We start from the raw sequence: 17661 nt of genomic DNA on the forward strand, positions 1-17661 counted from the left end.
GGGCGTGGCTTCCTTCTTCCAGAACGGCGCCTGGGTCTTGAGGTAGTCCATCAGGAACTCGCAGGCGCGGAAGCTCTCGCCGCGATGCGCGGAGGTGACCGCCACCAGCACGATCTGGTCCTGCGGCTGCAGCAGGCCCACGCGATGGATCACGCGGGCGCCGCGGATGTCGAAGCGCGCCAGCGCCTCGTCGATCATGGCCTCGATGGCCTTCTCGGTCATGCCCGGGTAGTGCTCCAGCTCCATCGATCGCACCGCGCTGCCGTCATTGCGATCGCGCACGGTACCGACGAAGCTGCAGACCGCGCCCACGCCGGCGTCGCCCGCGCGCAGCGCCGCCACCTCGGCGGCGAGATCGAAATCCTGCGTCTGGATGGTCACCCGGGCCATGACGTTCAGCCGCCGGTGACCGGCGGGAAGAAGGCCACCTCGCAGCCCTCTCGCAAGACCGCGGCCTCATCGCTCATGACCTGGTCCAGCGCCATGCGCACGGCCCGACCGCGGGCCAGCACCTCCGCATGGGCGCCACCACGCGCGACGAGCTCATCCCGCAGGCCGCCCAGCGTGGTGGCTTGCGTCTCCCACGGTTCGGTGCCGGTGCCCAGGGCCTCGCGCACCGAGGCAAAGTAGCGCAGGCGCAGCTTCATGCGAGCAGCTCCGCCAGGGGCAGGAAGCGCACCCGGTCGCCGCGCGCGATGGCCTGGCCCCCGGGGTTGTCGATCAGCCCGTCGGCCCAGGCCACGGACGTGAGCACGCCGGAGCTCTGGTTGGGGAACAGCACCAGGCCGCCCTCGGCATCGCGGCGGGCGCGCAGGAACTCGCGCCGGCGATCCGGCCGCGGCCAGTCGAAGTGGGCCGGCAGCTGCCAGGCGGCGGGCGCCGTCTCGCTCGCGCCCATCAGCGCGAGCAGGAAGGGCCGCACCAGCAGCACGAAGGTGACGAAGCTGGAGACCGGGTTGCCAGGGAGGCCGATGAAGTGCGCCTCGCCCACGCGCCCGTAGGCGAACGGCTTGCCGGGCTTCATGGCGATCTGCCACAGGTCGAGCCGGCCGAGCTGCTGCACCGCCGGCTTGATGTGGTCTTCCTCGCCCACCGACACGCCGCCGCTGGTGAGAATGAGGTCGTTGTCGCGCGCGGCCGTGGCCAGGGCCTGCAAGGTGGCCTCGCGCTGGTCGGGCACGATGCCGAGGTCGCGCACCTCGCAGCCCAGGCGCAGCAGCAGGCTGCGCAGGAAGAAGCGGTTGGAGTTGTAGATCGCGCCCGGCCGCATGGCCTCGGGTGGCACCTCGCCCGGCATGACCAGCTCGTCCCCGGTGGAGAAGAGGGCCACGCGCGGCCGGCGCGCCACCGGCAGCACGGCCAGGCCGATGGCAGCGGCCAGCCCGGTGGCCGCCGGGCCGAGGCGCTCGCCGGCACGCAGCACGACCGCGCCTCGCGTGATGTCTTCGCCACTGCGGCGGATCCACTGGCCGGCCGAGGGCACGCGCAGGATGCGCGCGCGGCCATCCTCCAGCGCCTGCACGTCTTCCTGCATCACGATGGCGTCGGCACCGGCGGGCACCGGGGCGCCGGTGAAGATGCGCGCCACGCTGCCCGGCGCGAGCGGGTGCGCCTCGCTGCCGGCGGGAATGCGCTGGCTCACCGGCAGCGCCACGCCCTCGTCGGCGATCTCGGCGCAGCGCACGGCATAGCCGTCCATCGAGCTGTTGTCCTGCGGCGGGACCTGCAGGGCGGAGACGAGATCGTGCGCGAGCACACGGCCGTCGGCCTCGAAGGTGGGGACGTGCTCCACGCCGGCCAGCGGCCGCGCCTGCGACAGCAGGTCCGCCAGGGCATCGTCCAGAGGCCGCAGGCCCGGCCGGGGGGCATTCACAGGTACTTCTCCGCGACGTAGTCGAACCGGTCGCCATTGTCGACCAGCCACTGCGCCACTGCATCGGGATCGTTCAGATCCAGCACCGGGCGCAGGGTGGCCTGCGGCAGGCGATCGGGCGCGTCGGTGGCGATGGCAACGACGAAATCGTCGTCGGGGTAGCGGGCCGGGTGGCCGGCATCCGGGCGCCAGACCTCGATCTTGTGCAGGTCGCTGCCCTTGAAGCCTTCGACCAGCGCCCAGTCGACGCCGCTCCACAGTTCGGCCAGCAGGTGGTGCACGGTGAGCCGCGCGGGCTGCTCGAACTCGCGCATCAGCGCGAGGCGCTTCTCGGAGGCGACCACCACCTCGAACGCACCGGCCTGCCGGTGGCGCCAGCTGTCCTTGCCGGCGTGGTCGATGTCGAATGCGTGATGGGCATGCTTGGCGACAGAGACGCGCAGGCCGCGCAGGCGCAGCGCGGCCACCACGCCCTCGACGAGCTGGGTCTTGCCCGAGCCGGAGTAGCCGGCAAAGCCGATGGCCTTCATGCGGCGCTCAGGCGCAGTGCGTGGCGATGAACTGCTTCACGCGCTCCACGTCGGCGGGCAGCACCGTCACGCGGCGCGGCAGATCCTCCATGCCATCGAAGCGGGCGGGCCGGCCGGGCTCGCGGCCGAGCGCCTCGACGATCGTGGCGGCGAACTTGATGGGCAGCGCCGTCTCCAGCACGATCATCGGCACGCCCGGCTGCAGGTGCTCCCGAGCGACCTTCAGGCCGTCGGCGGTGTGGGTGTCGACCATCACGCCCTGGCGGTCCCAGCAGTCGCGGATGGTGGCCAGGCGGTCGGCGTGGGTGCTGCGTCCGCTGGCGAAGCCGAAGCGCGCGGCCGCCGAGGCGAAGGCGGGGTCGCTGCTCAGGTCGAAGCGGCCGTTGCGGGCCAGTTCGTCGCCGAACAGCGCCTTCACGCGGGCGCCGTCACGGCCCAGCAGGTCGAACACGAAGCGCTCGAAGTTGCTGGCCTTGGAGATGTCCATCGACGGACTGGACGTCTCGTACGTGTCCGCGGCGCCCCGCACGCGGTACACGCCGGTGCGGAAGAACTCGTCGAGCACGTCGTTCTCGTTCGTGGCCGCCACCAGCTGCTCGATGGGCAGGCCCATCATGCGGGCTACGTGGCCGGCGCAGATGTTGCCGAAATTGCCCGAGGGCACGGTGAAGCTCACGCGGCCGGGCCCCGGCTGCGACGGCGGGCGCTCGGTGGCCTGCAGCCAGCCGGCGAAGTAGTACACCACCTGCGCCACGAGCCGCGCCCAGTTGATGGAGTTGACTGTGCCGATGCGCCAGCGGCGCTTGAACTCGAGGTCGTTGGACACCGCCTTCACGATGTCCTGGCAGTCGTCGAACACGCCTTCGATGGCGATGTTGTGGATGTTCTCGTCCTGCAGGCTGAACATCTGCGCCTGCTGGAAAGGGCTCATCCGGCCGTGCGGCGACGTCATGAACACGCGCACGCCCTTCTTGCCGCGCATCGCGTACTCGGCCGCGCTGCCGGTGTCGCCCGAGGTGGCGCCGAGGATGTTGAGTTCCTCGCCGCGGCGGGCCAACTCGTACTCGAACAGGTGGCCCAGCAGCTGCATGGCCATGTCCTTGAAGGCCAGCGTCGGCCCGTTGGACAGCGCCTCGAGGTAGAGGCCGGGCTCCAGCTTCTTCAGCGGCACGATCTGCGGGGTGCCGAACACGTCTTCGGTGTAGGTGCGGCGGCAGATGGCGCGCAGGTCGTCGGCGGGAATGTCGTCGATGTAGAGCGACAGGATCTCGAAGGCGAGATCGGCGTACGACAGGCCGCGCCAGGATTCGAGCGTGGCCGCATCCACCCGCGGGTAGGTCTCGGGCAGGTACAGGCCGCCGTCCGGCGCGAGGCCTTCGAGCAGGATCTCGCAGAAGCGCTTGCGGTCCGGATGGCCGCGCGTGGAGAGGTAGCGCATGGGCTAGGCCAGTTCTTCCTTGCGGATGCGCACGATGGGCGCCAGCACCGTGGGCAGCGCCTGCATCTGGGCGATCACGCCGTTCATGGTGCCCTCGCGCACGGCGTGGGTCAACAGGATCAGGTCGGTCTGCGTCGCGCCTTCGCCGGCGACGGCGGAGGCCTCGCGCTGGATCATGGCGTCGATGCTGATGCCGGCGCCCGCCAGCAGGCCGGCCACACGGGCCAGCACGCCGGCCTGGTCGGCGACGCGCAGGCGCAGGTAGTAGCCGGTGACCACCTCGTCCATGGGCAGGATGGGCTGCTCGCCCATCTGGTCGGGCTGGAAGGCCAGGTGCGGCACCCGATGGGCGGCGTCCACCGTGTGCAGGCGGGTCACGTCCACCAGGTCCGCGATCACCGCGCTGGCCGTCGGCTCGCTGCCGGCGCCCTTGCCGTAGTAGAGCGTGGTGCCCACCGCGTCGGCCTGCACCACCACGGCGTTCATCGCGCCCTCGACGTTGGCGATGAGCCGCTTGGCCGGCACCAGGCAAGGGTGCACGCGCAGCTCGATGCCGCCTTCGGCCCGGCGGGTGATGCCCAGCAGCTTGATGCGGTAGCCCATCTGCTCGGCGTAGCCGATGTCCACCGAGGACAGGCGGGTGATGCCCTCGACGTAGGCCTTGTCGAACTGCACCGGCACGCCGAAGGCGATGGCGCTCATGATCGTGGCCTTGTGCGCCGCGTCCACGCCTTCGATGTCGAAGGTGGGGTCGGCCTCGGCGTAGCCCAGGCGCTGCGCCTCCTTGAGCACGACGTCGAAGTCGAGGCCCTTGTCGCGCATCTCGGACAGGATGAAGTTGGTGGTGCCGTTGATGATCCCGGCGATCCACTGGATGCGGTTGGCGGTGAGGCCCTCACGCAGCGCCTTGATGATCGGGATGCCGCCGGCCACCGCGGCCTCGAAGGCGACCATCACGCCCTTGGCCTGCGCGGCCGCGAAGATCTCGGTGCCATGCACTGCGAGCAGCGCCTTGTTCGCGGTGACCACGTGCTTGCCGGCCGCGATGGCTTCCATCACCAGCTGGCGCGCGATGCCATAGCCGCCGATCAGCTCGATCACGATGTCGATGTCGGGGTTGGCGATGACCTCGCGCGCGTCGGCCACCACGCGGGCGGCGTCACCGACGACGGCCTTGGCGCGGGCGGTGTCCAGGTCCGCCACCATGGTGATCTCGATGCCGCGGCCGGCGCGGCGCTGGATCTCCTCCTGGTTGCGCGTGAGGACGTTGAAGACGCCGCTGCCGACGGTGCCGATGCCCAGCAGGCCGACTTGGATGGGTTTCAGGAGACTCATGCGGAATGTCGCTTGCGGTAGTTGTCGAGGAAGCGCGCGATGCGGCCGATGGCCTCGCGCAGGTCGTCCTCGTGGGGCAGGAAGACGATGCGGAAATGGTCGGGCTGGGGCCAGTTGAAGCCGGTGCCCTGCACCAGCATGACCCGCGTCTCCTGCAGCAGCTCCAGGAAGAACTGGCGGTCGTCCTGGATCGGGTAGACGCGCGGGTCGAGCCGCGGGAACATGTACAGCGCCGCCTGCGGCTTGACGCAGGTGACGCCCGGAATGGCCGTGATCATCTCGTAGGCCACGTCACGCTGGCGGCGCAGGCGGCCGCCGGGCTGGATCAGCTCGTTGATGCTCTGGTAGCCGCCCAGCGCGGTCTGGATCGCCCACTGGCCCGGCACGTTGGCGCACAGGCGCATGTTCGAGAGCATGTTCAGGCCCTCGATGTAGTCGGCCGCGGCGCGCTTGTCGCCCGAGACCACCACCCAGCCGGCGCGGTAGCCGCAGGAGCGGTAGCTCTTGGACAGCGAGTTGAAGGTGAGCGTGAGCACGTCCTCCGACAGGCTGCCGATGGCGGTGTGCCTGGCGCCGTCGTAGAGGACCTTGTCGTACACCTCGTCGGCCAGGATCACCAGGCCGTGCTGGCGCGCGATGGCGATGATCTCGCGCAGCAGCTCCTCGGGGTACAGGGCGCCGGTCGGGTTGTTCGGGTTGATGACCACGATGCCCTTGGTGGCCGGCGTGATCTTGCGGCGCAGGTCGTCCAGGTCGGGCAGCCAGCCATTGGCCTCGTCGCACATGTAGTGCACGGCCGTGCCACCCGAGAGCGTGGTGGCGGCCGTCCACAGCGGGTAGTCGGGGGCCGGCAGCAGCAGTTCGTCGCCGTCGTTGAGCAGCGCGTTGGTGGCCATGGCGATCAGCTCGCTGGCACCGTTGCCGAGGTAGATGTCGTCGAGCGTGACGCCCTTGATGCCCTGCTGCTGGGTGTAGTGCATCACCGCCTTGCGCGCGGCGAAGATGCCCTTGCTGTCGGAGTAACCCGCCGAGTTCGGCAGGTTGCGGATCATGTCCTGCTGGATCTCCTCGGGCGCGTCGAAGCCGAACACGGCGAGGTTGCCGATGTTCAGCTTGATGATCTTGTGGCCCTCCTCCTCCATCTGCCGGGCCGCGTCCATGATGGGGCCGCGGATGTCGTACAGGACGTTGGCGAGCTTGGTCGATTTCTGGATGGTCTTCAAAGCCCCTCCACAAGGCTGGTTCGCGAGGCGAAACCTATAATTTGACCATAAAGTGCGCAGCCTCTTCCGCGGCGCAGCAAGACGCCACCCTGCCCCATGAAGCTGCAACCCGACCAGTCCGACCGCCAGACCATCTCGGGCCATGGCCCGGGCTGGGTGTCGGTGGGCACCGAGCGCATCACCCACAACGTGGTGATCGTGGCCGACGGCCAGCGCCTGCCCTGGGCCGAGCGCTTCGAGGCCCTGGGCCCCGAGCACTTCGAGGCGCTCGCGCGGCTGCCGCTGGAGGTGGTGATCTTCGGCAGCGGCCGGCGCATCCGGTTTCCGCATCCGTCGTGGGTGGCGCCGCTGGCGCAGCGCCGCATCGGCATCGAGACCATGGACACCGCGGCGGCCTGCCGCACCTACAACATCCTGGCCCAGGAAGGCCGCGAAGTCGCCGTCGCGCTGCTGCTCCCTGAAGCCGGCTGACGGATCGACAGGCCGACCAGGAGGCGTTTCGCGGTAAAATCCCGCCTTGCGCCCGGAACGGCGCCGTGAGCCTGGGGCACGGGCTCTCGCGGCGCGACAGGGACAGTCCGGCCAGCACGACGCGCACACCTGTCCAACCAGAACCACACACCCATGGCGATCGTTGTCAACAAACCTCTCCCCGAATTCGAAGCGAACGCCACCGGCGGCATCAAGGTCACCAACACCTCCCACGTGGGGCAGATCGTGGTGCTGTACTTCTACCCCAAGGACAACACCCCCGGCTGCACGACCGAGGCCATGCAGTTCCGTGACAAGTACAAGGATTTCGTGAAGGCGGGCGCCGTCGTGTTCGGCGTGTCGCGCGACAACATGAAGTCGCACGACGAGTTCAAGAGCAAGCTGGAGCTGCCCTTCGAGCTGGTGGCCGACACCGAAGAGAAGATGTGCCACATGTTCGGCGTGGTCAAGAACAAGATCATGTACGGCAAGAAGGTCAAGGGCATCGAGCGCAGCACCTTCCTGGTGGGCGCCGATGGCGTGCTCAAGCAGGAGTGGCGCGGCCTGAAGGTACCGGGCCATGTGGACGAGGTGCTCAAGGCCGTGAAGCTGCTCAAGAAGGCCGCCTGAGCACCGTCGCGCCTGACGCACGGGTGCAACAGCGACCCCCGCTTCATTGTGGCGCCCCGGTCGATGTGCATAATGGTTTCATGCCGTTGAGCCCGACGCGCCGCGTCATCATCGTCAAACCCTCTCCAGCCGCCCGGCTCGCCTGGCGGCTTTTTTCTTTCCCGTTCCGTGCGGCCCTGGCGCCGCTTCCGCCCCATGCCCCTGCCCCCTGCCCCGACCAAGCGTGCCGCGATGCTTCCGCCGGACGCCTACGACGCCCCGGCCCGTGCACCGCACCGAGGCACGCGCAAGGCCCAGGCGACCGCTGACGCCGCGCCGGTGGCCGAGCGCCCGCAGGCGCAGGACGAATTCGATCCGCGCGCCGGCGGCGGCGACCTCGCCCCCGGCGCCTACGCGGGCGACATCGAGACCTGGCTGGACGAACCGCAACCGGCGCGCCGCAAGACGCCCGTGGCCACGCCCCAGCCGCGGCGGCGCAAGCCGGCCGGCCCGGCCAAGCTGTTCGTGCTGGACACCAATGTGCTCATGCACGACCCGATGAGCCTGTTCCGCTTCGAGGAGCACGACATCTTCCTGCCCATGGTCGTGCTGGAGGAACTGGACGGCCACAAGAAAGGCATGACCGAGGTCGCCCGCAACGCGCGGCAGGCCAGCCGCATGCTCGACGCCCTGGCCGGCACCCAGGGCGCGGACATCGCCAGCGGCCTCAAGCTCGCGAGCACCGGGCACCGCGAGGCCGGTGGCAGCCTGTTCTTCCAGACCACGCCGCTGGGCGCCGCGCTGCCGCTGGCGCTGCCCGCCGGCAAGGCAGACAACCAGATCCTGGGCGTGGTGCAGGCCTTGCGCGAGCAGCATGCCCCGCGCGAGGTGGTGCTGGTCTCCAAGGACATCAACATGCGCGTGAAGGCACGCGCCCTGGGCCTGGCGACCGAGGACTACCGCAACGACAAGACCCTCGATGACCTGGACCTGCTGTACTCGGGCTCGCTCGCGCTGCCGCAGGACTTCTGGGCCAAGCACGGCAAGACGGTCGAGAGCTGGCAGGCCGGCAGCCACACCTTCTACCGCATCACCGGGCCGGTGGTGCCCAGCCTGCTGATCAACCAGTTCGTGTACTTCGAGGCCCCGGGCGAGCCCAGCCTGTATGCGCGCGTGATCGAGATCCGCGGCAAGACGGCGGTGCTCAAGACGCTGAAGGACTACGGCCACCTGAAGAACGCGGTGTGGGGCGTGACCACGCGCAACCGCGAGCAGAACTTCGCGATGAACCTGCTCATGGACCCCGAGGTCGACTTCGTCACGCTCACCGGCACCGCCGGCACCGGCAAGACACTGATGGCACTGGCCTCCGGCCTGACCCAGGTGCTGGACGACCGGCGCTACACCGAGATCATCATGACCCGTGCCACCGTGAGCGTGGGCGAGGACATCGGCTTCCTGCCGGGCACGGAAGAAGAGAAGATGGGCCCCTGGATGGGCGCGCTGGACGACAACCTGGAGGTGCTGGGCAAGTCCGACACCGGCGCCGGCGAGTGGGGTCGCGCGGCCACGAACGACCTGATCCGCTCGAAGATCAAGATCAAGAGCATGAACTTCATGCGCGGGCGGACCTTCCTGAACAAGTACGTGATCATCGACGAGGCGCAGAACCTCACGCCCAAGCAGATGAAGACGCTGGTCACGCGCGCCGGCCCCGGCACCAAGATCATCTGCATGGGCAACCTGGCCCAGATCGACACGCCCTACCTCACCGAGGGTTCCTCGGGCCTCACGTTCGCGGTGGACAAGTTCAAGGGCTGGCCGCACAGCGGGCACATCGCGCTGGCCCGCGGGGAGCGGTCCCGCCTCGCCGACTTCGCGAGCGAAGTGCTCTAGAAGTCGTCGCTGCCGCTGGCCAGGTTCTCGAACTTGGTCAGCGGCTTGATGAACGCCAGCTTGCAGGTGCCCGTGGGGCCGTTGCGCTGCTTGCTGATGATGATCTCCGAGACGCCGGGCTCCTTGGAGTCCTTGTTGTAGTAGTCGTCGCGGTAGATGAACATGATCACGTCGGCGTCCTGCTCGATGGCGCCCGACTCGCGCAGGTCGCTCATCATCGGGCGCTTGTCAGTGCGCGACTCCACGCCGCGCGAGAGCTGCGACAGCGCGATCACCGGGCACTGCAGTTCCTTGGCCAGCATCTTCAGGCCGCGCGAGATCTCGCCGACCGCCGTGGCGCGGTTCTCGTCGCTCATGCCGGATGACACGCTCATGAGCTGGAGGTAATCCACCACGATCAGGCCCAGCTTGCCGCACTGGCGGGCCAGCCGCCGCGCATTGGCGCGCAGTTCGCTGGCGGTGAGGCCGGGCGTCTCGTCGATGTGCAGCGAGATGTTGCGCAGCTTTTCGATGGCCTCGGTCAGGCGCGGCCACTCGTCATCCGTCAGCCGGCCGGTACGCAGGTGGGTCTGGTCGATGCGGCCGATGGAGCCGACGATGCGTACCGCGAGCTGCGAGGCGCCCATTTCCATGGAGAACACCGCCACCGGCAGGCCCTCATGCAGGGCCACGTGCTCGGCGATGTTGATGGCCAGCGAGGTCTTGCCCATGGAGGGGCGCGCGGCCAGGATGATCAGGTCACCCGCCTGCATGCCCGAGGTCATGCGGTCGAGGTCGTAGAAGCCGGTCGGCACGCCCGTGATGTCGTTCGGGTTGTCGGCCATCTCCTGCACGCGGTCGAGCAGCTGCACCACCAGGCTGTCCATCGCCTGGAAGCCCTGCTTCATGCGCGAACCCTCTTCCCCGATGTGGAAGATCTTCTGCTCGGCCTCGTCCAGGATCTTGTCGACCGGCTTGCCCTGCGGGTTGAAGGCGGCGGTGGCGATCTCGTCGCTGGCGCTCACCAGCTTGCGCAGGATGGCGCGCTCGCGCACGATCTCCGCGTAGCGGCGGATGTTGCCCGCGCTGGGCACGTACTGCGCCAGGGCGTTCAGGTACGGCAGGCCGCCCACCTCGTCGGCCTTGCCCAGGCTCTGCAGGTGCTCGAAGACGGTGATCACGTCGGCCGGCCGCGTGGCGTTGACCAGCGCGCCGATGGCGGCGTAGACGAGGCGGTGCTCGTAGCGGTAGAAGTCGCCGTCGGTCAGCAGGTCGCCCACGCGGTCCCATGCGCCGTTGTCCAGCAGCAGGCCGCCGAGCACGCTGGACTCCGCCTCGATGGAGTGCGGCGGGATGCGCAGTTGCGCCACCTGACGGTCATCCGGGAAGCCGTCGTTGGCGGGGCTCAGCACTGCGGACATGGAGCGGATCTCCTGAATCGGACGATTGTGGACGACGGCTGTAAACCCGTCCAGTGACAACTATGGGCACAGCCTGTGGGCATCATGTGCACGGCGGCCCGCTGCCTGTGGGCAAGCGGGGGCCGAAAAGCAAAGCCGCCCCGAAGGGCGGCTTGCGAGGGGCACCGGCGGGGCCGGCGCCGCGGAGAGGCAGCCGTCAGGCCGTCTCGCCGTAGACGGTGACGTTGACTTCCACCACCACGTCCGTGTGCAGGGCCACGGAGACGGCGCTGTCACCGACCATCTTGATCGGACCGGTGGGCATGCGCACCTGGGCCTTGACGACCTGGTAGCCGGCCTTGTTCAGTTCCTCGGCGATGTCGGCATTGGTGACGGAGCCGAACAGGCGACCGTCCACGCCGGCCTTCTGGGTCAGCTTGACGGTGGTGCCGGCCAGCTTCTCGCCCTGGGCCTGGGCCTGGGCCAGCTTGGCGGCGGCGGCCTTTTCCAGTTCCAGGCGGCGGGCTTCGAACTCGGCCTTGTTGGCCTCGGTCGCACGGCGCGCGAGGCCGGTGGGAATCAGGAAGTTGCGGGCGTAACCGTCCTTCACCTTGACGATCTCGCCGAGGTTGCCGAGGTTCACGACCTTTTCGAGCAGGATGACTTGCATGGTTCGTGCCTCCTCAGATGCGGTGCTGGTCGCTGTACGGCAGCATGGCCAGGAAGCGAGCGCGCTTGATGGCGGTGTTCAGCTGGCGCTGGTAGATCGCGCGGGTGCCGGTCAGGCGCGCCGGGATGATCTTGCCGTTCTCGGAGATGAAGTCACGCAGGGTGTCGATGTCCTTGTAGTCGATTTCCTCGACGCCCGCGACGGTGAAGCGGCAGAAGCGCTTGCGCTTGAACAGCAGCGATTGCGTGTTGCGCTTGGGACGCTTGTCCTTGTTGAATTTCTTGAACGTGGCCATGTGGGACCTCTACGAATGAATGTCTGGCTCGAATGACTGGATGTGAAGCACCGGCACCTTGCCACCGCGCGCGGCGGCCAGGAAACCCGTGAACCGGAAGCCCGCGCCGATGGCCTGCCCGGCCAGCGACTCCGCCTGCGCCCCGAAGGCCACTGCCCGCAACTCCAGGGCAACCTGCCTGCGCTGCCCGGCTTCCAGGGCCTCGGACTCGTGCGCGAGCCGCAGGTCCAGCGCGGGAATGCCGGCAGGGGTGTGGCGAAGCGGCTTGCTCTCGGCGATGCGGGCGCTCAGGACGAGCTGGTTCACGCCCGGTGCTTCGGCTGCCTTACGACTGGAACTCCGCCTGCTGGGCCTTGCGGGCCTCTTCGCGCTCGACGGTCTTCATCATCGAGGACGGGCCGGTCTCGGCCTTCTTGCGAACCACCGTCAGGTGGCGCAGCACGGCATCGTTGAAGCGGAAGGCGTGCTCCAGCTCGCTCATCACGGCCTGGTCGGCCTCGATGTTGATGCACAGGTAGTGGGCCTTGGCGAGCTTGTTGATCTGGTAGGCCAGCTGGCGGCGGCCCCAGTCCTCGACCCGATGCACCTTGCCGTTGCCGGCGGTGATCATGCCCTTGTAGCGCTCCAGCATGGCTGGCACCTGCTCGCTTTGATCCGGGTGGATCAGCAGGATGATTTCATAGTGACGCATCGATGCTCCTTGAGGATGCGCCGGGTGGAAGGACCGCGTGGTCTGCCCGGCAGGTTGCAGCCGCCCCCGGCGTCAAGACGAGGTGCGGCAAGGGAAAGCCTGCGATTATAGCGCCCGCCCGGGTGCCCCGTTCGCGCGGGGGCAGCGGGTCAGTCGTTGAGCGCCCGGTCCAGCAGCTGGAAGCGCTCGTCGCCCACGGCCTCGCGCACGCGCGGTGCCAGGGCCAGCAGGTCCATGTAGTTGGTGGTGGACTCCACCAGGGCATGCAGGCGGTAGCCGCGCAGCCCCAGGCTGGAGGTGAGCAGCGTGGCGATGGGATACGCCTCCTCGAAGCGCTCTTCCAGGCTGCGGCTGGAGCGCTTGGCTTCCAGGCGGGCGGCGTTCGCGTGCATCGCGGCCAGGCCGGCGGAGAGCTCGCGCACGAGGCCGAGCTCGATCAGCCGGTCGATGTCGGCCCGGGTCACGCCCACCGTGGCGGTGGCCGCCAGCAGCTCGGACAGCGACTTCTTGCTATCGATCAGGATGAACACCGCACGCTGCCGCGGCGTGAGCGGCACCGAACGGGTGCGCAGCACGCGGTGGCCCTCGTCCGTCTTGCCGAGAATCATGTCGAATCCATACCTTCCACAGGCTCGAAGTGTGCAGGGCTGCGCTGCCGTGTCAAGCGCCCCCGCGCGTGGCCCGGTCAGCCGCGCGCCTGCCACCGGTGTGCCGCCGCCAGCCGCACGACGTCAGCCCAGCTGCCGCACTCGGCCGCCACCCGCGGCCAGATGCGCAGCAGCAGCTCCGCCTCGGCCAGGGCATCGGCGGCGGCCTGGTGGCGCACCGCACAGCGGATGTCGAAGTGTGCCATCCATTCGTCCAGCGACCGGGCGCGCACCTTCGGGTGGGTCACCGTGCACAGGTGGTCCAGATCCAGCCAGGCGTTGGGCAACGGCCCGGCCGGCGTCGCGCGGGCCCAGCGGCCCACCAGCGTCTCGTCGAAGGCGGCATGGAAGGCCAGCAGCGGCGACGCCCCCGCCCAGGCGCGAAAGCGGTCCAGCGCCGCCACCGGGTCGAGGCCGTCGCGCTGGCGCTGGGCCCCGATGCCGTGCAGCAGGATGTTCTCGCGAGTGCTCGGGGCCTCCTGCCGCAGCACGACCTCGAAGCTGTCGGCCGGCACGATGGCGATGCGGCGCGTCGCCCAGTCCACGCGCAGGGCCACCCCCGCGATCGCCAGCAGCTGGTCGCGCGCCGCGTCCAGGCCGCTCGCCTCCACGTCCACCATCAGCCAGCGGCCCTCGTCCGGAGCCGGGCGCTTGCGCAGGAAGCCGAACACCATGGCGGCTACCGCGCGTAGTCGAGCTGCAGGCGCTGCTGCAGCTGGCGGGCCTGGCGGAACGACTCCTTCAGCATGCGCCGGTCGATGTCGTTGAGGTCCGCCAGCCGGATGCGGTTCGGCGCGTCGGCCGGCGATGCGGCGTCGAGCTGGTGTCGCAGACGCAGCATCTGCAGGAACTCGAAGCCGGCCACCCAGGCCTGGAACTCGGAGGCGGGCACGCCCAGCCGGGGACCCACTGCCTCCAGCCGGTCGCGCGTTGCCGTGGCCGCCACGCCGAGCTGCAGGGCGTAGAGCCGGGCGCCGTCGACATAGAGCGCCGTGCCCTGCAGCTTGAGATCCACCTCGCCGGCGGCGTCGACGTCGATCGCACCGAGCCAGTTCAGCGGCGCGGGCCGCTCCAGGGCGTTCAACGCCATCTGCTTCAGGAAGCGCGGCGTGGCCTGCGTGGCCTCCAGCACGGTGGCCTGCAGGGACTGGGCCAGGCGTGCGTCGCCGGCCAGCGGCCGCAGGTCGAAATAGATGCTGGCGTTGAGCAGATCCTCCGGGCTGCCTTGCGCCACCCAGTGCAGGAAGCGATCGCGCCACTCGTCCAGCCGCAGGCAGCAGGCGGGCTCGCCGGCCATGATGCCGCCCTTGCACAGCGGGTAGCCGCATTCGGCCAGCGCCAGGTTGACCGCACGGCCCAGGGCGAGCGCCGCCTCGCGGTCGGCTGGCGTGGCCGCCTCGACCAGGATGACCGCGTTGTCCTGGTCGGTGGCGATGGTCTGCTCGCCCCGCCCTTCGGACCCGAGGGCCAGCCAGCACAGGCTGTCGAGCGCCACGCCGTGCCGCGGCGCGAGCAGCTCCAGCAGGCGCTGGGTGAGCACGTCGTTCAGGTGGCTGATCAGCCCGGTGAGCTGCCGGGCGTGCACGCCCTGCCCCAGCAGGCTGCGCGCGAACCGGCGGATGTCGGCTGCCGCGGCCTTCAGCGCCGGCACGTCGGCCGCCGCGCGCAGCGCCGTGCTGACCTGCTTGAGCGAGGTGCGGTGCATGGCGAACAGGTCGCGCTCGGACACGATGCCGATCGCCCGCCCGTCGCGCGTGACCGGCACATGGCGGATGCCGTGGCGCGACATCAGCAGCGCGGCCTCCTGCGCGGTGTGCGTGGCGCTCAGCGTGTGCACGGGCGACACCATGACCTGGCGGATCGGTGCGTCGAGCGGCACGCCTGGCAGCGTGACACGGCCCAGCACGTCGTAGCGGGTGAGGATGCCGAGGATGCCGCCGTCCGGATCGGTGACGAGGATGGAGCCGATGCGCCGCTGCACCATCTCGCCCAGCGCCTCGCGCAAGGGGGTATCCGGCCCGCAGGTGACAGGGGCCTTGGCGGCCAGCTCGCCCAGGGGTGTCTCCAGCGACTGCTCGGCCAGCACCTGGGAGGCGAAGGCCTTCTGCAGCTCCTGGCGGGACAGCTCCAGGAAGCGGGCCACGCGGCGCGTCAGGAAGTCGGCGAAGGCGGGGCTGCGGGCGGCCAGCTCGGTCATGGCGCTGCGTGGCAGCACCAGGGTGAAGGTGTCGGCCGTGGCGCGGTAGGTGGCGGTGACGGGCCGGTGGCCCACCGCCGCGCCCAGGGGGAACAGGTCACCCGCCTCGTACGCGAAGGCCTGCACCGCCTCGGCGCCGCGAACGCCGGTGACGGCGCCCTCGCGGATGAAATGGATCGCCTCCACCGGGCCGTGGTCGGGCGCGACCAGCACCTCGCCGGGCGCGTAGTAGCGCTGCTCGCTCGCCTGGATGAAGAAGTCGACGTCTGCCCGCGCCATGTGGGCGAAGGGTGGATGCCGCACCAGGCTGGGGCGGAAGGCGTCCAGCAGCGAGTGTGAAGGGGTTGACGAATCAGCCATGCAGGTCACTCCAATGCTGACGGATGAAGGCACGGCCCTTGCTCGACAGCCGCACAATCAGCTCATCACCGGTCGAAAGGCAGCCCATGAACACCCTGGCGGACCATGTCCAGCGCGTCGGCTTTCGCAAATGGTACGAGAGACAGCTGCTCTCCAGCCATGCCCACATGGTGCTGGCCTTCCTCAGTGTGATCGGGCTGCTGGGCAGCCTGGAGGTAGCCCGGGGCGCCGAAGCCGGCCTGCAGGCGCTGGACGTGCTGATGGCGCTGGCATGCACCGGCATCGGCGTCTGGGCCATCCGACGCTACCTGTTCCTGCTGATGCGCGCCGAGGAGACCGCCAACCAGGCCTCCTGCCCGGACTGCGGCGACTACGGCCGCTTCCGCGTGCTGCGGCAGCACCCGGCCCAGCAGTGCGTGGACGTGCGTTGCGCCAAGTGCACGCGCGAATGGGCCATCTCGGGCCTGCTCTGAGGCCCTGAAGGCGCAAAAAAGCCCCGGGGCGCGAACCCCGGGGCTTGTGAAGGGTCATGACGCGAGCGTCAGCGACCCACGGAGGCCAGGCTCGGGTAGCGCACGTGCTCCACGAGTTCCTGCGTCTTCTTGTCCGGCGCCGGGGTGACCAGGCTCAGGATGATGATGGTCGCGAAGCCCAGCGGCACGCCGAAGATGCCGGCGGAGATGGGCTGGATGCCCCACCACAGCTCGATGGGCGAGGTCACGCCGAAGATGCCGCGCATCCAGGGCTGGGTGGTCACCATGTAGTAGAAGGTGATGCCCAGGCCAGCCACCATGCCGACGGAGGCGGCGATGCCGGTGGCCCGTTTCCAGAAGATGCCCAGCACCAGCGCGGGGAAAAACGCCGCTGCCGCGAACGAGAACGCCGCCGACACCAGGAACAGGATGTCCGCCGGCTTCTGCGCTGCCACGCTGGCCGCGGCCAGGGCCACGACGAGCAGGAGCACCTTGGACAGCGTCACCCGGCGCGCCGTGGAGGCATTCGGGTCGATCATCTTGTAGTACAGGTCGTGCGACAGCGCGTTGGCGATCGTCAGCAGCAGGCCGTCGGCGGTGGAGAGCGCAGCGGCCAGACCGCCGGCAGCCACCAGGCCCGAGACGACGTAGGGCAGCCCGCCGATGGCCGGCGTGGCCAGCACGACGATGTCGCCGCCGATGCGGATCTCGCCGAACTGCAGCAGGCCGTCCTTGTTGACGTCGGCCACCGACAGCAGCGCCGCATCCACCTTGTTCCAGGCCGTGATCCAGTGTGGCAGCTTGTCGAATGGCACGCCGACCACCGCGCTGAACATCTCGTACTTCACCAGCACCGCGAGCGCAGGCGCCGTGAAGTACAGCAGGAAGATGAAGAACAGCGACCACGTCACCGAGCTGCGCGCCTCCTTCACGCTGGGCGTGGTGTAGTAGCGCATCAGGATGTGCGGCAGCGCCGCCGTGCCCACCATCAGGCAGAAGATCAGCGCCAGGAAATTGCGCCGCGAGGTGTCGTAGGCCGCCTTGGCCTTGTCGTCGCCATTCGGGTCACCGGCGAAGATGGTCCCGTGACGGGGCATGCCACCCAGCGGCTTGTCGCGTGCCTCGGCGGCGGCCTTGGCGGCCGTCCAGGCCTTCACGGCGGCGGCTTCGTCCTTGGGCACCGCGGCCAGGGCCTTCTCGGCCGCCGTCACCTGCGAGGCCAGTGCGTTGTTGGCCTTCAGGTCGTCCAGGGTCTTCTGCGCGGCGGCACGGTCATTGGCCAGCGCCGTCTTCGGGTCCTTCAGCTTCTCGCCCAGGGCCTTGGCCTGATCGGCGAAGACCTTGCGCACTTCCAGCTCCTTCGGATCCTTGATCAGCTTGTCTTCCAGCTGGGTGACCTTCTCCATCTGGAAGCCGTACACGAGCTGCGGGATCGGCACGCTCGTCTGCTTCACGGACAGCCAGACCACGGGCAGCATGTAGGCAATGATCAGGATGATGTACTGCGCCACCTGCGTCCACGTGACCGCGCGCATGCCGCCCAGGAACGAGCAGACCAGAATGCCGCCCAGGCC

The 17661-nt window shown here is 69.2% G+C and carries 20 protein-coding genes; 4 read left to right on the forward strand and 16 right to left on the reverse strand.

All coding sequences use genetic code 11. The features are described from left to right. From ACE3T5_RS17345 to ACE3T5_RS17375, 7 genes are all read right to left on the reverse strand, one after another. A partial coding sequence (locus ACE3T5_RS17345; protein ID WP_374669351.1) for a molybdenum cofactor biosynthesis protein MoaE occupies positions 1-390 on the reverse strand: 390 nt, incomplete at its 3' end. A 5-nt stretch (positions 391-395) separates the two neighbouring features. Continuing rightward, positions 396-647, reverse strand: coding sequence for a MoaD/ThiS family protein (locus ACE3T5_RS17350; protein ID WP_374669352.1), 252 nt, complete (start codon positions 645-647; stop codon positions 396-398). Next, on the reverse strand, positions 644-1873 hold the full coding sequence (glp, locus tag ACE3T5_RS17355) for a gephyrin-like molybdotransferase Glp (RefSeq protein WP_374669353.1): 1230 nt from the start codon (positions 1871-1873) through the stop codon (positions 644-646). The genes ACE3T5_RS17350 and glp overlap by 4 nt, the downstream gene beginning before the upstream one ends. Beyond that, positions 1870-2403 (reverse strand): molybdopterin-guanine dinucleotide biosynthesis protein B, encoded by a 534-nt coding sequence (gene mobB, locus ACE3T5_RS17360; RefSeq protein ID WP_374669354.1) that lies wholly within the window; start codon positions 2401-2403, stop codon positions 1870-1872. The genes glp and mobB overlap by 4 nt, the downstream gene beginning before the upstream one ends. A 7-nt stretch (positions 2404-2410) precedes the next feature. Next, complete coding sequence (gene thrC / locus ACE3T5_RS17365) at positions 2411-3841, reverse strand: threonine synthase (protein ID WP_374669355.1); 1431 nt, start codon at positions 3839-3841, stop codon at positions 2411-2413. 3 nt (positions 3842-3844) lie between these two features. Further along, positions 3845-5167: a homoserine dehydrogenase gene (locus ACE3T5_RS17370; protein WP_374669370.1), complete on the reverse strand. Its 1323-nt coding sequence runs from the start codon at positions 5165-5167 to the stop codon at positions 3845-3847. 5 nt (positions 5168-5172) lie between these two features. Beyond that, entirely contained in the window at positions 5173-6399 is a 1227-nt protein-coding gene (locus ACE3T5_RS17375; protein ID WP_374669356.1) for a pyridoxal phosphate-dependent aminotransferase, read from the reverse strand. A 96-nt stretch (positions 6400-6495) separates the two neighbouring features. On the opposite strand from ACE3T5_RS17375, the gene ACE3T5_RS17380 reads away from it, so the two are divergent. The 3 genes from ACE3T5_RS17380 (at position 6496) to ACE3T5_RS17390 (ending at position 9375) form a co-directional block, all read left to right on the forward strand. After that, complete coding sequence (locus tag ACE3T5_RS17380) at positions 6496-6870, forward strand: Mth938-like domain-containing protein (protein ID WP_374669358.1); 375 nt, start codon at positions 6496-6498, stop codon at positions 6868-6870. A 153-nt stretch (positions 6871-7023) separates the two neighbouring features. Continuing rightward, the gene (locus ACE3T5_RS17385; RefSeq protein ID WP_374669359.1) at positions 7024-7500 is read left to right on the forward strand and encodes a peroxiredoxin; all 477 of its coding nucleotides are present in this window, start codon (positions 7024-7026) and stop codon (positions 7498-7500) included. A 195-nt stretch (positions 7501-7695) separates the two neighbouring features. After that, on the forward strand, positions 7696-9375 hold the full coding sequence (locus ACE3T5_RS17390; protein ID WP_374669360.1) for a PhoH family protein: 1680 nt from the start codon (positions 7696-7698) through the stop codon (positions 9373-9375). Here the strand turns inward: ACE3T5_RS17390 and dnaB are convergent. The 8 genes from dnaB to ACE3T5_RS17430 all read right to left on the reverse strand — a co-directional run bounded on the left by dnaB (position 9372) and on the right by ACE3T5_RS17430 (position 15614). After that, the gene (gene dnaB / locus ACE3T5_RS17395; RefSeq protein WP_374669361.1) at positions 9372-10775 is read right to left on the reverse strand and encodes a replicative DNA helicase; all 1404 of its coding nucleotides are present in this window, start codon (positions 10773-10775) and stop codon (positions 9372-9374) included. The genes ACE3T5_RS17390 and dnaB overlap by 4 nt on opposite strands. A gap of 196 nt (positions 10776-10971) precedes the next feature. Continuing rightward, positions 10972-11424 carry a 50S ribosomal protein L9 gene (rplI, locus tag ACE3T5_RS17400; protein WP_374669362.1) on the reverse strand — a complete coding sequence of 151 codons (453 nt, stop codon included), beginning with the start codon at positions 11422-11424 and terminating at the stop codon, positions 10972-10974. 13 nt (positions 11425-11437) lie between these two features. After that, the gene (gene rpsR / locus ACE3T5_RS17405) at positions 11438-11719 is read right to left on the reverse strand and encodes a 30S ribosomal protein S18 (protein WP_201692678.1); all 282 of its coding nucleotides are present in this window, start codon (positions 11717-11719) and stop codon (positions 11438-11440) included. A 9-nt stretch (positions 11720-11728) separates the two neighbouring features. Then, complete coding sequence (gene priB / locus ACE3T5_RS17410; RefSeq protein ID WP_374669363.1) at positions 11729-12025, reverse strand: primosomal replication protein N; 297 nt, start codon at positions 12023-12025, stop codon at positions 11729-11731. Positions 12026-12044: 19 nt separating this feature from the next. Further along, on the reverse strand, positions 12045-12410 hold the full coding sequence (rpsF, locus tag ACE3T5_RS17415; RefSeq protein WP_374669364.1) for a 30S ribosomal protein S6: 366 nt from the start codon (positions 12408-12410) through the stop codon (positions 12045-12047). Positions 12411-12559: 149 nt separating this feature from the next. After that, complete coding sequence (locus ACE3T5_RS17420; RefSeq protein ID WP_374669365.1) at positions 12560-13018, reverse strand: hypothetical protein; 459 nt, start codon at positions 13016-13018, stop codon at positions 12560-12562. A gap of 77 nt (positions 13019-13095) precedes the next feature. Beyond that, positions 13096-13731, reverse strand: coding sequence for a 3'-5' exonuclease (locus ACE3T5_RS17425; protein WP_374669366.1), 636 nt, complete (start codon positions 13729-13731; stop codon positions 13096-13098). A gap of 5 nt (positions 13732-13736) precedes the next feature. Further along, a complete protein-coding gene (locus ACE3T5_RS17430; protein ID WP_374669367.1) occupies positions 13737-15614 on the reverse strand; it encodes a DUF294 nucleotidyltransferase-like domain-containing protein in 1878 nt (625 codons plus the stop codon). Positions 15615-15700: 86 nt separating this feature from the next. Between ACE3T5_RS17430 and ACE3T5_RS17435 the strand changes: the two genes are divergently transcribed. Next, entirely contained in the window at positions 15701-16087 is a 387-nt protein-coding gene (locus ACE3T5_RS17435) for a hypothetical protein (RefSeq protein ID WP_374669368.1), read from the forward strand. A gap of 68 nt (positions 16088-16155) precedes the next feature. On the opposite strand, the gene ACE3T5_RS17440 is transcribed toward ACE3T5_RS17435, so the two are convergent. Further along, a partial coding sequence (locus ACE3T5_RS17440) for a VC_2705 family sodium/solute symporter (protein WP_374669369.1) occupies positions 16156-17661 on the reverse strand: 1506 nt, incomplete at its 5' end.

This window comes from Ramlibacter sp. (genome assembly GCF_041916345.1).
Lineage (GTDB): Bacteria > Pseudomonadota > Gammaproteobacteria > Burkholderiales > Burkholderiaceae_C > Ramlibacter.

Coding starts and splice junctions, on each gene's coding strand:
- ACE3T5_RS17350 (WP_374669352.1), bottom strand. CDS start 647: ATGAAGCTGCGCCTGCGCTACTTTGCCTCGGTGCGCGAGGCCCTGGGC.
- mobB (WP_374669354.1), bottom strand. CDS start 2,403: ATGAAGGCCATCGGCTTTGCCGGCTACTCCGGCTCGGGCAAGACCCAG.
- thrC (WP_374669355.1), bottom strand. CDS start 3,841: ATGCGCTACCTCTCCACGCGCGGCCATCCGGACCGCAAGCGCTTCTGC.
- ACE3T5_RS17380 (WP_374669358.1), top strand. CDS start 6,496: ATGAAGCTGCAACCCGACCAGTCCGACCGCCAGACCATCTCGGGCCAT.
- ACE3T5_RS17385 (WP_374669359.1), top strand. CDS start 7,024: ATGGCGATCGTTGTCAACAAACCTCTCCCCGAATTCGAAGCGAACGCC.
- ACE3T5_RS17390 (WP_374669360.1), top strand. CDS start 7,696: ATGCCCCTGCCCCCTGCCCCGACCAAGCGTGCCGCGATGCTTCCGCCG.
- dnaB (WP_374669361.1), bottom strand. CDS start 10,775: ATGTCCGCAGTGCTGAGCCCCGCCAACGACGGCTTCCCGGATGACCGT.
- rplI (WP_374669362.1), bottom strand. CDS start 11,424: ATGCAAGTCATCCTGCTCGAAAAGGTCGTGAACCTCGGCAACCTCGGC.
- rpsR (WP_201692678.1), bottom strand. CDS start 11,719: ATGGCCACGTTCAAGAAATTCAACAAGGACAAGCGTCCCAAGCGCAAC.
- rpsF (WP_374669364.1), bottom strand. CDS start 12,410: ATGCGTCACTATGAAATCATCCTGCTGATCCACCCGGATCAAAGCGAG.
- ACE3T5_RS17420 (WP_374669365.1), bottom strand. CDS start 13,018: ATGATTCTCGGCAAGACGGACGAGGGCCACCGCGTGCTGCGCACCCGT.
- ACE3T5_RS17425 (WP_374669366.1), bottom strand. CDS start 13,731: ATGGTGTTCGGCTTCCTGCGCAAGCGCCCGGCTCCGGACGAGGGCCGC.
- ACE3T5_RS17430 (WP_374669367.1), bottom strand. CDS start 15,614: ATGGCTGATTCGTCAACCCCTTCACACTCGCTGCTGGACGCCTTCCGC.
- ACE3T5_RS17435 (WP_374669368.1), top strand. CDS start 15,701: ATGAACACCCTGGCGGACCATGTCCAGCGCGTCGGCTTTCGCAAATGG.